Genomic DNA, 12,733 nt, shown 5'->3' with positions numbered 1-12,733 from the left:
ACGCCCTTCATCCCCCGCCCGCCCGTCTGAAACCAGAACGGACAGTCTCACCGAAACCGGCTCAAGGGGGTCAAAGTTGGACGCCGATCCCCCGCCTCAAGGGGTCAAACTTGCACGCCGAAACACACCCAGATCAAATTGCAAGGAAACCACGGTCGAAGCCCGCATAAGCGGCAAAATCGACAACTTTAGAGCCGTCAATCCAATTGCAATATCAATAGCTTGCCGATTGTTCACGGACGACGAGGTAAAGACCTCTTGGGAAGCCACACGGACTTTGCTCAACGACTATCAGCGCTAAGTCTTTCGCAACTAGAAATACTTTCGCTTGCCGACCTGTGGTATTTGAACAAGGAAGTCGCCTGGAGGAGAGGTATCGCAGAGGCGGCGGTCAAAACCCATATCTACTCCATACTTAAGAAGTTTGGATTGAAATCCCGAACGCAGGCCGCAGTGCAGTTTGCAATCTTCTGAGAGCGCATGTGCGACGATGATCGGACACATTGAGCTTCGGACTGATTGTGCCGGTCCAATCAGTTGTTGCGATGCCTCGCATCGTCTCGATGTCGCCGAACACCGAAACAAGGTGCTTGGCCGCCGCCTGGCTAAAGAAGCGCGCCTCCGTCTTCAGTGATCGCTCGAACGCGGTCCAGTCCTGATGCCAAGCCTCGATACTCGACCCCTTTTCCTCATAGTAGGAGTCCGACGAAAATTCAGTTTCGTCGCCGCTCATCGAGGCGTCGTAGTCCTCGTTCTCGTCTTCGAGGACTTCCTGGATGTCTTGCGCGGCTTGTTCCGGGATCTCGGTAGCATCATGATGGCATAAACGACGGGCTCGCCATCTCGATCCCACTCATAGCTCGATTCCCTATCCGACAGCATCATCTGCTGGAAGGAATCAGGCTGATCGGATGTGCGCGTGTAGTGCTCGTCAAACACGTCTGCGATCCGCTCTGCCATGGCCGCGATCGTGTAGCTCTTTTGGCGAGTGCCCCAATACGAACACTTGGCAACCTTGCCCGCGCTCTGCATTTCAGTCTTCAGATATTTCTCGTCAACGCAGCCGAAGCGCAGCTTCTTATTTTTCAACCCGCCAATATCGACCTGCAACCTCATACCCCGCCCCGTGCGTCTGCGTTCGAATGGCGCCAAGCATGCCCCGCCAGCGCTCAGAAAACGAATCGCTACAATGAGGAGCAGGCCCGCGACCCCGCGCTGCCCCACTGCTTGAGGAGGCAGCACATGGACCAGCCGATCCGCTATCCCGTCGCCGGCGAAAAGCTCCTTAGGCCTCGCTTCTATTCGTCGTACGCCTCGAGCATCGCGGCGTCGTCGCTGCCGATGGATCCGTCCCCGTTTTCGGCCGTAAGTTCATCTTTACCAATGCAGTCCCGCCGGCCGGTATCGAGGTCCAGGTCGACGCGCAGCGCAGCCACGCAGTCATCGTAGAAGACACGGATGCAACAGGCAGGCCGGGATTAGCCCACCTGTTGCGAGGTTACCGCGGCCGACCGAAAGAGGTGAGCCAGGCCCAGGCACGGCCCAATGCAGCCAGCACACGCTGCAGGAAGGGAGGCTTGGGATCGCCCAGCGCGTGACGTGCGATCTGTTTGCGCATTACCGCTCTCGACGTGGCCGGATCGAAAGCGCGCAACCATTCAACCTCGCCGGCCGTAATGAAGTAATGCGAGTTGCAGGGCGCATCGCAGACCGCAATTGAAGGACGCACAGTCGCCATGCCGCTCTCCGCGGTGACCTGGTGGCTGTCGGGCACGAGCAGAGAAACACGATGACCACAACCGCAGGCGCAGAGCAAAGCCCCGACCTCAAACTCCTCGCTGTGATAGACCACGCCCGGCATCAATGGCTTGGGCATGCGCTCGACGGCTTCATAGCGGAATCTCATTTAGGTTTCCCCTGCTCGGTCCATCTCGAAAGTCACCGTGTCAAAGATGAACGACGTCGCAATGCTCTCGCGGTCCAGCAGCCCGAAATGCTGCTTGAACCGGATCATGGCCATGTTGGCATTCATCGAATTGAGCTCGGGAATCTGCGCCTGCTTGCGGTATTCGTCGGCCTTGGCATTCTCGACCGGCATGCGAACAGTGCCGCGATTGTCCTCGAAGGCCTCGCGGTCGGTGCCCGTGATGCGCACAAAGCCACTGAGCCCGACCTTGGAGCGGTTGAGACCCATGCCGCAATCGACGTAGGGAATGCCATTCGTGCTCAGCCAGTCGACGATGAGCAGACGCGCCGGCCCGTCATCGACCGAAACGAAGACAAAATCGAATTCCCCGAGCCGCGTGACGTTGTCGGCGGTGATCCGTTCGGTGACCGGCAGAATCCCCGCATGCCATTGATCATAGTTGGTCGCGAGCGCCTCCACCTTCAGCTTGCCGATGGCGCCGGGTATGAAGCCCGGCCATCTGAAGATCGTATGGATATGCACCTTGTCATCGTCGAACAGCGCGATCTGGTCGAGATGCGTACGAGCTAGAGCGTCGAGAATGAAGGCGCCGGTCCCGCCAAGGCCAATAATGGCAACCTTCTTGCCGCGCAGGAGCGCAGAGAGATCATTGAGGTGATAACGCGCGGACATAGTGTCGGGAATGCGTAGCGGCGAGCCCTGTGCTGCTGCCTTGACGGCGATCGCCCGCAGGGGGGTCGCCTTCGGATAGGCATTCGTCGCCGGCGTCGTGATCGTCGCGAGGTAAGTATGCAGCTTCTCTTCGAAGCTCTGGTATGCGCGCAGCCCGCCCTGCTCATCCATCAGCTTGTAGGAAAAAGAGCACGTCGTGATCAGTTCAGACGTCACGGTGATGGCATCCGGTCCGCCGCCAAGCCTGAGCTCGCGCCCCTGCTGGTCGTGTGGCCTGACGCCGCGCCACCATGCCTGATGATTGGAAGGCGCACCGATGACCGCACCGTTCAGATCGAGCGGGGTCACCCAGTCGCCATTCTGCAACCCGCCCTGGCCATCCAGGCAGGGCAGGCCGTAGATCACGAGATACCCGCCGACGAAGTCGATCAGGTATCCCGTCTCATCCAGGTCCCGAAGGACAGGGTTATGACTCACCAGTTCCGGCAACCCGAAAGCGCATGCCATCTTTCACCTTCACCTTCTGACCGGGCGCGAGCGTGCCGCTCCGATTTTCGACCGGGCCGTGAGAGTATTTGACGAGGTATTCGTTCGAGGGCGTTCCGCCCTGCCCGAGATAGAGATCTACGACGCGGGCGTAGGTGATCTCTTTGGTATCGATCTCGTGTTCATCGCCATTGACGAAAATCTCGAAGCCCTTCTGGCTGTAGAATCGCTGATTTTTCGTCAGATGGATCGGCGTCTCGTCGCGCGGAATGCGCTCATCATCGTGCTCGCCCGCGATCTCGCGGTAGAGAGTTTCGTGCTTCGGGATGTTGGCCAGCGCGTAGAGCGCTTCGCCCGTCGTCGGGGTGGGCGACTGAATCGCCACGCGGTTTACATGGATACGCACGATGTGCGCCGCGACAATGTCCAGCATGGTCTATCCTTTCCCGCCTACGGCGGTTCTTGCGTTTAGCCCTGGTCGGTGGCACCTTGGTGTCCGGCCGGACAACAGAAAGGGCTTGAAAAAAGCCCTGGTCTGGTAGCAGTCAGATCAGAGCCTGTTGTCTATGCAGACAACGATGGGGCGTTAGGTAAAATTTGTCAAGGAGTGCGGATGCCAGACACAGCACTGGGCATTTGGTTGAGAGCCCTGAGGGAGGAAAGGAAGCTCAGCCTGAGGGATCTCGGTCAGCGGAGCGACGTCGATCACGCCTACATTCATCGGCTTGAGACGGGCGCGAAGGAAGCGCCATCCGAAGAAGTTTTGGACAAGCTCGCAAAGGCACTGTCGGCCTCAAAACGCGATCACGACGTGCTACGGCATCTTGCGCGCCAGACCAATGTTGACCCCGGTATCCTGGAATTTGTCCGCAAGGATCAGAGCATCAGCGCCGATGAGCTGCAGATGCTATCCACCGTCGTAAATCGCGGTGCACGCGCAGATTTCGCGACTTCGCTAGCGCGCATCAGGCGCATGATGATGGATGACGACGATGGATGAGTTGGCCGCGGTTTCAGCAGCTCGGCTATTTATCAAGAAATGCGGACCTCTTGCGCAGCCCGTCTCGGTCGATGCCTATGCCGCAGCAATCGGCGGCACAATCAAGAAAGAAGCCTTAAACGACGGCGAGGATGGCTGGTCGTTCAGGGCCTCCAATGGTAAGTACAAGATTTGCGTGAACTGCAACCAGAACGGCAAGCGCCAGAGATTTACCGTTTGCCACGAAGTGGCCCACGTGGTCTTGGACATCGCCCCGGATCATAGCCAGCCGAGCTGGAGTTTCGGCAAGCGACCCCAGGGCGAGATCCTTTGTGACACCTTCGCGGCCGAGCTTCTCTTACCCTACAAGCTCTTCAAGCCACAGGTCGACATGGCAGAGATGGGTATGGCCGCCGTCGGGACGCTAGCCGATGATTTCGACGCCTCGCTCCTTGCGACCGGCTCGCGTTTTGCAGCTTTCTCAAAAAACCTGTGTGCGTTTGTTGTCTCCGAGGGCGGGAAAGTCCGCTACAGCGCCCGTTCGTCAAGCCTGCGCGAGGCCAAAGGTTGGATCAGGCCTGGATCGCTCCTGCCTAACGGCTCCTACAGCGCACGCGCACGATCGGGTGAGAAGCCGTCTGGGCCTGAAGAGGCCGAGGCCGATGAGTGGTTCGACGATTGGAACCGCGATGGCGGTCTCTTCGAAGATGTCCTTCACGTCGAGCAATGGGACCAGACGCTGACGCTTCTGTGGTTCGAGGAGGACGACGCTCCGCCGCCGCGGATCGAGCGCAAGCAGTGGGAGGAACAGACCTATGGTCTGCGCGAGCTTGACGGCAACCTGCCCTGGCCCGGTCGCAGAAAGCGGCGTTAGCAAGGGACAATAACTGGCTTCTCGGCCGCCATATCGGGGGAGAGTGTCCTTTCCTGCCCGGCTTGTTGTCGCTAGCGCCATCGACTTGGCGGCCGTGATAACGGGTGTCAACGGGCAACCATAGCTCACATAAGCAAACCTTCTCAGCGTCCGAGAAAGGCCAACTCCAGCGGTGCGGCCATCGCGAAATCGAACCGCCCAGAACCGGACGCTCCGGACGTCAGCTAGTGGGATGGACCGGCTGCTCCCGCCGCCGCGTAAGCTGCGGCCTTACCGCAAGCCGGAGCAGCCCCATGACCAGGACGACCTCGCACACCGACGCAGAACTCACCGTTGTCGGCATTGATATCGGCAAGGACGTTTTCCACCTGGTCGGCTTCGATACGAACGGCAAGATCGCCTTTCGACGCAAGATCCGGCGCTTGGCGCTGGAGGAGACCTTCAAGACCCTGCCGAGTTGCATCGTCGGGATGGAGGCGTGCCTGAGCGCTCATTTTGTCGCCCGCACGCTACGAAGGCTTGAACAACTGGCCCGCGACGCGCGCGATGCGCCGCTCATCACCGTCGACGAAGTCGGATGGGCAAGGGGGTAGGAGCCTAGCCCGACGCTGTCACGGCTGCACTCGCCAGCGCTTCTTGAGCTCGGCGATCTGGCGCATCGCCGCGGTCAACTCCGGCGTTGTGATCCGGTCGTCAGCCCTACTGGTCCCACCGAGCGGATGGATCCGTGACCGCCTTGATGATCTTCGGAGCGAGATCGAGCGAGGGCGTCCATCCGCATGTGGCCGTTAAATGGTTTGACCAAATAGGGCGGCGCTTGTTAGATCGCCCGTCACGACGACTGAGCGACGGGTTTGCGAGTGTCGAAGAAAGTGCGCATTGGCTGCGGGGCCGGGTTCGCTGGCGACAGGATCGAGCCCGCGATCGAACTGGCCGAACGCGGGCGGCTCGACTTCCTGTTCTTCGAAGGCCTGGCCGAACGCACACTGGCGCAGAGCCATCTGGCGCGTCTGCAGAACCCTGCGCTCGGCTATAATCCGCTCCTGGAGCGGCGGATCTCGGCGGTGCTGCCGGCCTGTCGCGCGAACGGCACCCGGATCGTCACGAACATGGGCGCGGCCAATCCGCTCGGAGCTGCACGCGCCATCGCCGCAGCTGCCGCGCATCTCGGCTTTTCCGGCCTCAGGATTGCGGTCGTCCAGGGCGATGAGGTTTCTTCCTTGATCGACCCCGCCATGACGTCCCTTGAGACCGGAGAGGCGCTCGCGAAGACCGGGCGCTCCATGATCGGGGCCAATGCCTATCTCGGTGCCGAGGCCATCGCCACGGCCTTGGCGATGGAGGCGGACATCGTCGTCACTGGGCGCGTAGCCGATCCCTCGCTCGTCGTCGGCCCGCTGGTCCACAGCTTCGGCTGGGCGCTCGACGACTGGCACCGGCTGGGCCCCGGCACGGCCGTCGGCCACCTCCTGGAATGCAGTTGCCAGGTCACCGGCGGCTATTTCGCCGACCCCGGCTTCAAGGATGTCGATGAGCTCGCTTTCGTCGGCTATCCCCTCGCCGAGGTCGATGAGAGCGGCGATGCGATCATCACCAAGCCCGAAGGCTCCGGAGGCTGCGTGACGCGGCTCACCGTCAAGGAGCAGCTCCTCTACGAAGTCCATGACCCGGCCGCCTATCTCACGCCCGACGTGACCGCCGACTTCTCGCACATCGCGATCCAACAGGCCGGCCCGGATCGGGTCCATGTCAGCGGCGCCCGCGGACGCCCTCGTCCGGACAGCTTGAAGGTCACCGTCGGTTTCGATGGCGGCGTCCTTGCCGAAGCCGAGATCAGCTATGCCGGGCCGGGAGCTGCCGATCGGGCTCGGCTTGCCATGGAGATCGTCCGCCTGCGGATGGAAAGGCTGCATCGCTGCAGCGACGTCATCCGCTTCGACATCATCGGCATGAGTTCGCTGCACAGCTCGGCCATTGCGGATCCGGCACCGTCCAACGACGTGCGCCTGCGCGCGGCGATGCGCACGGCCGACGCCCAGCTCGGCCAGCAATTATTGGCGGAAGTCGAGGCGCTTTGGATCGCCGGACCGGCCGGAGGCGCGGGCGCGCGCGGGCGTCTCGTTCCGTCGATCATCACGCAGTCGGTCCTCATCGACCGCGCTCTAGTCAAACCGCAGATCGAGATGGTCGAGGCATGAGCAGGATCGTGAAACTGCGGGAGATCGCCTCGGCACGCGCCGGCGACAAGGGCAACACCGCCAATATCGCGGTCTGGGCCTATGACGAACGCCACTATCCCAGCATCAAGCGGTCTTTGACCGAAGACCGCATACGGCAAGCCTATCCTCGTCTGTTCCGCGGCAGGATCAGACGCTTCGCGCTCGATCACCTCGCCGGCCTGAACTTCGTTCTCGACGATGCGCTGGAAGGGGGCGTCAACACCTCTTTGAACCTCGACGCGCATGGCAAGTCGTTCTCGTTCCTGCTCCTCGATCTCGACGTCGAAATCGAGGATGCCCGCCCCGGGGATGCCGATGGAGCGGCGGATGCCCTTCGAGCGCCTGACGGCGAATGCAATGATCTAGCGAGAGGCTGACGATGCGAGCTTGGGCAGTGGTCGAGAACGGGGCGCCGCTCCAATGTATCGAGGTGGTCGACGAGGTGCCCACCGGCACGCAGGTTCTGCTTGACGTCACCCATTGCGGCGTCTGCCATTCGGATCTGCACTTCTGGAAGGGGTCCTACGATCTCGGCGGCGGCCGCCTCCTGAAGCTCACCGAGCGTGGCGTCACCTTGCCTCGTGCGATCGGTCATGAGGTGGTGGGCCGAGTCGTCGCCAAGGGACCGCAGGCTGAGGGCGTCGAGATCGGGGATCTGCGCATCGTCTTCCCATGGCTGGGCTGCGGCGAATGCGAACGTTGCCGCGCCGGCGACGACAATCTCTGCGACAAGCCTAGCGCCATCGGCGTGATCAGGCATGGCGGCTTCGCCGATCGGGTGATGTCGCCGCATCCGAAGTTCCTTGTCGATCCTGGCTCGATCGATCCGGCGCTGGCGGCGACCTTCGCCTGCTCGGGCATCACCGTCTATTCCGCGATCAAGAAGATCCAGCCGATCGCGCCGGACGCTCCCGTCGTCCTGGTCGGCGCCGGCGGCCTCGGCTTGGCCGCGATCGCGATGCTCCGCGCACTCGGGCATCGGGCCATCACGGTGGTTGAAATCGACGCGCGCAAGCGCCAGGCGGCGCTGGATGCCGGCGCATCGGCAGCCGTCGACGGGGTGCCGGAAGGGCTGAGCGAGCGCATTGTTGCGGCAGCGGGCGGGCAGGCGAAGGCGGCGATCGATTTCGTCAATGCCTCGAACACCGTGCCGGGCGTTCTCGATGCCCTCGCCAGAGGCGGCAAGCTCGTGCTCGTCGGCGTCGCCGGCGGCGAGATCGCGCTGTCGCTGGCGAGCCTGATCTTCCGCCCGCGCACGATCCAGGGCTCAGCCACGGGCTCGCCTCAGGATCTGCGCGACGTCGTCGCGTTGGCGCAGTCGGGCAAACTGGCACCAATTCCGATCACGCTGATGCCGAAGACGAAGGTCAACGAGGCGATGACCATGCTCCATCGCGGCGAGGTCACCGGGCGCATCGTGTTGACGCCCCCGAGCACGTGAAGCCGGTCGGCGCGACAGGAAGCTCAGCCCGGCAAGCCGCTCGTGTAGACGGACAAGTGATCGTGCATGGCGCCGGCCGCGGCGTCCTGGTCCCGGCAGGCGATGGCCGCCAAGATCGCCTCGTGGGCCCGAACGGCCTCGCGCCGTGTCGCCGGCGTGGTGAAGCGCTCGAAGCCGGTCGCTTCCCGAACGGGCGTCGAGATCGCTTCCATCACCGCGGTGAGCGGTTCATTGCGGCTCGCTCGCGCGATGACGAGATGCCATTCGAAATTGACCGACCGATATTGCTCCACGTGATCCACGGACGTCGTGAATTCCGCGTGCAGTCTGACCAGTTTCGCCAATTCCTCTTCCGTTCGATACCGTGCGGCCAGGCGCGCGAGCATCGGCTCGACAGCTAGCCGGCAATCCAGCAGCGCTTCGAGCTTGATGGCGTTGGCGCGCACGAACACTTCGACCGAACGCGCCAGCAGATCACGTTGCGGGGCGCTGACCACGGCACCGCCCGTGCGGCCGGTCTTGATCCTGATCAGGCCTTCGGTCTCGAGGATCTTGAGCGCTTCGCGCACGGAGCCGCGGCTCAGCCCGGAACTGCCGACGATTTCCCGCTCGGCCGGCAAGATCGAGCCGGCCGCGAGTTCGCCGCGCAAGATCATTTCCCGCAGCTTATCGGCAAGCAGGCCGGGTGCCTTCGGCAGGGCGAGCGGTCTGAGATCGAGGTCCAAGCGGCGTTTCCTCGCGAGAAGGTAGCGCTAGGGTAGCTCAATTTTTCGCCGCGGCGCATCCGGATCGACGGCATCGCGACAGTCTTGCCAAGTTTAGTATCGGCTGAACCCCTGTCCGAGATAGGCGATGTCCTCGGCCGGTCCCAGTGGGGCGGACGAGGCCAGCGCCTGACCGATCTCGCCGAAGCGGCGATCAATCAACGCTGCGTATTCGGGGTGGGTGAAGATGTAGAATCGCCCCTCGCGGACTGCCGTCACGACGGCGTCGCCAATTCCCGAGGCATCGATGCCGAGCGGCCTTGCGCCGGGTTGGGGCTGCGTGGGTGGGACCGGCGCCGGGTTCTCGTCCTCCCCGGGCGGCAATCCGATCCGCGTTGCGACCAGCCCCGGACAGAGCACGGATACGCCGACGGGCGTGCCCGCCAGCTCCATTCGCAAGGTCTCAGACAGGCCGAGAACCGCATATTTCGCGGCGACATACTCGCCGACGCCGGGCCGGGCGAAATGACCGAGGATCGAGGCGGTGTTGACGATATGGGCGTCCGAGCCACGCAGCAACATGCCGGGCAGGACTGCCGAAATGCCGTTGAAGACGCCGTGGACGTTGATGTCGAAAACACGCCGCCACGCTTCGGCCGACAGCGCTCCGAACGGCTGGCGCTCCGAACCGATACCGGCATTGTTGCAGAGAATATCGATGGGGCCGAAGCTTGCCTCGACGTCTCGCAACGCGAGAGCCCATGACGCCTCCGACGCGACGTCGAGACGGACTGCCCTAGCTGCCAGCCGCGCGTGCTCGAATTCGCTCGTCACACGCCTCAGTCTCGCCTCGTCGATATCGGCCAGGGCAACCTTGCAGCCGGCGGTGAGAAACGAGCGCGCAAGCGCCGCGCCGATCCCGGAGGCGGCGCCTGTGACGAGGACGGTCTTCTCGCCAAGGTCCTTCATCATGTGACTCCGTCAGAGTTACAGCCGGGTCGGGCCGACACCGACCCTGCCGATGAAGGGATGAACCGCCGTCGTCGGAGCTCCCAGGAGGCATCAGGTATAATGGTTTGACCAAAAAAGAATAGCGTCTAGGGTTCGGCGGTCTTGGGGACGGACGAGCTTTCCCCACACGGTTCGGGGGGCGTGCGCATGGAAACCATCGTCATCACCGGAGCCGCCGGGGGAATCGGGATCGAGACCGTCACGAAACTGGCCCGGTCTGGGCGCCAGTTGCTCTGCGCCGACATTTCCGACGTGGCCCTCGATCGGCTGCGCGAGACGGCTGAAAAGCTCGATGGAACCGTCACACTGGCGGTCTGTCGCTTCGAAGGCCCCGATGACACCCGCGCATTTCTCCAGTGCGCGCACGGCCGCGTCGTCGGCCTGGTGCATCTCGCCGGGGTGTTTGAGCGCGATCCGGACGGGATCGACGACATGTCGGTCTATGAGCGCGCGATCGCAGCCAACCTCACCAGCGCCTACCTGATCGCTCACGCCGCCTTCGAGGCGCGCGATCGCACGCGGATCATGAGCCAGGTCTTCGTCTCTTCGTCCGCCTTTCGGCGCGGCGCTCCCGAGCACACACCCTACGGCATCGCCAAGGCGGGGCTGGTCGGATTGGTGCGCGGCCTCGGGCGGCGTTTTGCGCCACATGCCCGCGTCAATGCGCTCGCACCTTGTGTGATCGACACCGCCATGCCGGCTGAGGTCATTGTTCGCCGAGGCGAGGAAGCGGTCGCAGCCGAGATTCCGCTGGGTCGGATTGGGCGTGCGGACGAAGTCGCTGCGGTCGCGGCCTTCCTGTTGAGCGAAGAAGCGTCCTTCGTCTCCTGCCAGACCATCAATGTCGACGGTGGCCTGATCCCCTCATGAGACCTTAGCAGTCTGAGAGAGGGCGATTTTGGTCAAACCATTTACTAAAAGGTTTGACCAAATCCCCTATTTCTCGCAAGCTCGCCTCGGAGCGGCAACTGCCGGTCCAAAGCTGCCGACAGTGCAGCGTCAACAAGCGAACAAAATCGAAGATTCGCGCTCTTTGGGAGGAGCACAATGAAGTCGGATTTGGCAGCGCCTATCAGCCTCAGCCGCCGCGCAGTCGTCGCCGGCGCGTTGTCGGCACCCTTTCTCGCCAAGAGCGCTGCGGCGCAAGGTAGATCATTTCGCATCGGAGCCCTCAGCGACATGTCCGGCATGGTCGTCGACTTGTCTGGACCTGGCACGCTGACGAGCATGCGGATAGCGGTCGAGGATTTCGGCGGAACCGTTCTTGGCCTGCCCATCGAAATCGTCCAGGGCGACCATCTCAACAAACCCGATACCGGCATCAGCCTGGCGCGACGCTGGTATGACGATGGTGTCAACGCGATCTTCGATGTCGGCATCACTAGCGTCGCCTTGGGCGTTCAGGAACTCGCCAAGGACAAGAACAAGGCTGTCATCTTCATCTCCTCGTCGAGCGCCGATCTGACCGGCAAGAAGTGCGGACCCAATGGCATCCATTGGAACCACAACAGCCACAGCCAGGCCATCGGCGTAGTCAAGGCCGCGATCAAGGCCGGCGGCGACAGCTGGTTTTTTCTGACTGTCGACTACGCTTATGGCCACACTGTCCAGAACGACACTACCGCGATGATACAGGCGGCCGGGGGCAAGGTCGTCGGAGCGGCCAAGCACGGCTTCGAAACCACCGACTTCTCTTCCGATCTGCTCAAGGCGCAGACCTCTGGCGCGAAGGTGGTCGCCTTGGCGACGACGAGCGTGCATGTTCCCAATGTCGTCAAGCAGGCTGACGAGTTCGGCCTCCGGCCAAAGCAGATGCTCGCGCCGCTGAGCATGACCTTGCACGACGTCAAGGCGATGGGACTGCAGACAGCGCAAGGGCTGCTGGAAACTTCGACCTACTACTGGGACCAGAACGACGAATCCCGCGCCTTCGCCAAGCGCTTCTTCGAGCGCTTCAAGCGCATGCCGAACATGATCCAGGCCAGCGCCTACGGCGCGACGCTGCATTATCTCAACGCGGTCAAGGCGGTTGGACGTGAGGACACCGGCGCGATCATCGCTCATATGAAGGCGACGCCGGTCAACGATTTCATGTCGAAGAATGCCCGCATCCGTGCCGACGGCCAGGTGATGCGCGACCAGATCATCCTTCAGGTCAAGACACCAAGCGAGTCGAAGGGCGAATGGGATCTCTACAGGGTCGTCGGCAGCCTGCCGGCGGCCGAGTCCTTCGCGCCGGCCGATCCCGCCGTCTGCTCGCTGGTGAAGTCGGCCGGCTGAGAGTTCGCGCGCGTCGTTCGACCACGCGCTCTTCGGGGGCTCGGGAACTCCCGCGGGAACAGAGCGGAGATCGCTTTGGACGGGTTTCACGGCTTCCCGTCCGAGGTGGGCGGCTCCCAACCCCCCATGCCGGCACGGCC

16 protein-coding genes and 1 pseudogene are annotated in these 12,733 nt (G+C 62.6%); 9 read left to right on the top strand and 8 right to left on the bottom strand.

Going from position 1 to position 12,733, the window contains the following annotated elements:
• Nucleotides 1-222 precede the first annotated feature (222 nt).
• Nucleotides 223-474, top strand: a complete 252-nt coding sequence (locus AE618_RS29240; RefSeq protein ID WP_197280748.1) for a helix-turn-helix domain-containing protein — start codon at nt 223-225, stop codon at nt 472-474.
• On the opposite strand, the gene AE618_RS27945 is transcribed toward AE618_RS29240, so the two are convergent.
• The 6 genes from AE618_RS27945 to AE618_RS10765 all read right to left on the bottom strand — a co-directional run bounded on the left by AE618_RS27945 (nt 416) and on the right by AE618_RS10765 (nt 3,518).
• Nucleotides 416-733 (bottom strand): hypothetical protein, encoded by a 318-nt coding sequence (locus tag AE618_RS27945; protein WP_054209053.1) that lies wholly within the window; start codon nt 731-733, stop codon nt 416-418. The two genes, AE618_RS29240 and AE618_RS27945, sit on opposite strands and share 59 nt — an antisense overlap.
• Nucleotides 730-1,116 (bottom strand): hypothetical protein, encoded by a 387-nt coding sequence (locus tag AE618_RS10780; protein WP_054209052.1) that lies wholly within the window; start codon nt 1,114-1,116, stop codon nt 730-732. Before AE618_RS10780 ends, AE618_RS27945 begins: the two co-directional genes overlap by 4 nt.
• A 182-nt stretch (nt 1,117-1,298) precedes the next feature.
• Nucleotides 1,299-1,436, bottom strand: a complete 138-nt coding sequence (locus AE618_RS27940; protein WP_156330210.1) for a hypothetical protein — start codon at nt 1,434-1,436, stop codon at nt 1,299-1,301.
• 62 nt (nt 1,437-1,498) lie between these two features.
• Complete coding sequence (locus AE618_RS10775) at nt 1,499-1,906, bottom strand: DUF6527 family protein (RefSeq protein ID WP_054209051.1); 408 nt, start codon at nt 1,904-1,906, stop codon at nt 1,499-1,501.
• The gene (locus AE618_RS10770) at nt 1,907-3,088 is read right to left on the bottom strand and encodes a ThiF family adenylyltransferase (protein ID WP_197280747.1); all 1,182 of its coding nucleotides are present in this window, start codon (nt 3,086-3,088) and stop codon (nt 1,907-1,909) included.
• The gene (locus AE618_RS10765; RefSeq protein ID WP_054209049.1) at nt 3,066-3,518 is read right to left on the bottom strand and encodes a multiubiquitin domain-containing protein; all 453 of its coding nucleotides are present in this window, start codon (nt 3,516-3,518) and stop codon (nt 3,066-3,068) included. Before AE618_RS10765 ends, AE618_RS10770 begins: the two co-directional genes overlap by 23 nt.
• A 180-nt stretch (nt 3,519-3,698) precedes the next feature.
• On the opposite strand from AE618_RS10765, the gene AE618_RS10760 reads away from it, so the two are divergent.
• From AE618_RS10760 to AE618_RS10735, 6 genes and pseudogenes are all read left to right on the top strand, one after another.
• Nucleotides 3,699-4,085 carry a helix-turn-helix domain-containing protein gene (locus tag AE618_RS10760; protein ID WP_054209048.1) on the top strand — a complete coding sequence of 129 codons (387 nt, stop codon included), beginning with the start codon at nt 3,699-3,701 and terminating at the stop codon, nt 4,083-4,085.
• Nucleotides 4,069-4,938 carry an ImmA/IrrE family metallo-endopeptidase gene (locus AE618_RS10755; RefSeq protein WP_054209047.1) on the top strand — a complete coding sequence of 290 codons (870 nt, stop codon included), beginning with the start codon at nt 4,069-4,071 and terminating at the stop codon, nt 4,936-4,938. The genes AE618_RS10760 and AE618_RS10755 overlap by 17 nt, the downstream gene beginning before the upstream one ends.
• A gap of 293 nt (nt 4,939-5,231) precedes the next feature.
• Nucleotides 5,232-5,459, top strand: a pseudogene (locus AE618_RS10750) (IS110 family transposase); the annotation flags it as partial.
• Nucleotides 5,460-5,798: 339 nt separating this feature from the next.
• Nucleotides 5,799-7,136: an acyclic terpene utilization AtuA family protein gene (locus AE618_RS10745; RefSeq protein WP_054209045.1), complete on the top strand. Its 1,338-nt coding sequence runs from the start codon at nt 5,799-5,801 to the stop codon at nt 7,134-7,136.
• Nucleotides 7,133-7,534, top strand: a complete 402-nt coding sequence (locus AE618_RS10740; protein WP_197280746.1) for an AtuA-related protein — start codon at nt 7,133-7,135, stop codon at nt 7,532-7,534. The genes AE618_RS10745 and AE618_RS10740 overlap by 4 nt, the downstream gene beginning before the upstream one ends.
• Nucleotides 7,535-7,536: 2 nt before the next feature.
• Nucleotides 7,537-8,598: an alcohol dehydrogenase gene (locus AE618_RS10735; protein ID WP_054209044.1), complete on the top strand. Its 1,062-nt coding sequence runs from the start codon at nt 7,537-7,539 to the stop codon at nt 8,596-8,598.
• Between the two features lie 23 nt (nt 8,599-8,621).
• Here the strand turns inward: AE618_RS10735 and AE618_RS10730 are convergent, their stop codons facing one another.
• A complete protein-coding gene (locus tag AE618_RS10730) occupies nt 8,622-9,323 on the bottom strand; it encodes a FadR/GntR family transcriptional regulator (RefSeq protein WP_054209043.1) in 702 nt (233 codons plus the stop codon).
• 93 nt (nt 9,324-9,416) lie between these two features.
• Nucleotides 9,417-10,274 (bottom strand): SDR family oxidoreductase, encoded by an 858-nt coding sequence (locus AE618_RS10725; RefSeq protein ID WP_054209042.1) that lies wholly within the window; start codon nt 10,272-10,274, stop codon nt 9,417-9,419.
• A 186-nt stretch (nt 10,275-10,460) separates the two neighbouring features.
• Between AE618_RS10725 and AE618_RS10720 the strand changes: the two genes are divergently transcribed.
• Both AE618_RS10720 and AE618_RS10715 read left to right on the top strand, forming a co-directional pair.
• Entirely contained in the window at nt 10,461-11,183 is a 723-nt protein-coding gene (locus tag AE618_RS10720; protein WP_054209041.1) for an SDR family NAD(P)-dependent oxidoreductase, read from the top strand.
• A 177-nt stretch (nt 11,184-11,360) separates the two neighbouring features.
• On the top strand, nt 11,361-12,593 hold the full coding sequence (locus tag AE618_RS10715; RefSeq protein ID WP_082365173.1) for an ABC transporter substrate-binding protein: 1,233 nt from the start codon (nt 11,361-11,363) through the stop codon (nt 12,591-12,593).
• Nucleotides 12,594-12,733: the final 140 nt, after the last annotated feature.

It is taken from the genome of Allobosea vaviloviae (genome assembly GCF_001298265.1).
Lineage (GTDB): Bacteria > Pseudomonadota > Alphaproteobacteria > Rhizobiales > Beijerinckiaceae > Allobosea > Allobosea vaviloviae_B.
Note: the sequence above shows the minus strand (reverse complement) of the source record. Positions and strands in the feature narration are given on the sequence as shown.

What these genes read in the sequence shown, in the direction of transcription:
- AE618_RS27945 (WP_054209053.1), bottom strand. Translation starts at nt 733, where the DNA reads ATGAGCGGCGACGAAACTGAATTTTCGTCGGACTCCTACTATGAGGAA.
- AE618_RS10780 (WP_054209052.1), bottom strand. Translation starts at nt 1,116, where the DNA reads ATGAGGTTGCAGGTCGATATTGGCGGGTTGAAAAATAAGAAGCTGCGC.
- AE618_RS10775 (WP_054209051.1), bottom strand. Translation starts at nt 1,906, where the DNA reads ATGAGATTCCGCTATGAAGCCGTCGAGCGCATGCCCAAGCCATTGATG.
- AE618_RS10765 (WP_054209049.1), bottom strand. Translation starts at nt 3,518, where the DNA reads ATGCTGGACATTGTCGCGGCGCACATCGTGCGTATCCATGTAAACCGC.
- AE618_RS10760 (WP_054209048.1), top strand. Translation starts at nt 3,699, where the DNA reads ATGCCAGACACAGCACTGGGCATTTGGTTGAGAGCCCTGAGGGAGGAA.
- AE618_RS10755 (WP_054209047.1), top strand. Translation starts at nt 4,069, where the DNA reads ATGACGACGATGGATGAGTTGGCCGCGGTTTCAGCAGCTCGGCTATTT.
- AE618_RS10740 (WP_197280746.1), top strand. Translation starts at nt 7,133, where the DNA reads ATGAGCAGGATCGTGAAACTGCGGGAGATCGCCTCGGCACGCGCCGGC.
- AE618_RS10735 (WP_054209044.1), top strand. Translation starts at nt 7,537, where the DNA reads ATGCGAGCTTGGGCAGTGGTCGAGAACGGGGCGCCGCTCCAATGTATC.
- AE618_RS10725 (WP_054209042.1), bottom strand. Translation starts at nt 10,274, where the DNA reads ATGATGAAGGACCTTGGCGAGAAGACCGTCCTCGTCACAGGCGCCGCC.
- AE618_RS10720 (WP_054209041.1), top strand. Translation starts at nt 10,461, where the DNA reads ATGGAAACCATCGTCATCACCGGAGCCGCCGGGGGAATCGGGATCGAG.
- AE618_RS10715 (WP_082365173.1), top strand. Translation starts at nt 11,361, where the DNA reads ATGAAGTCGGATTTGGCAGCGCCTATCAGCCTCAGCCGCCGCGCAGTC.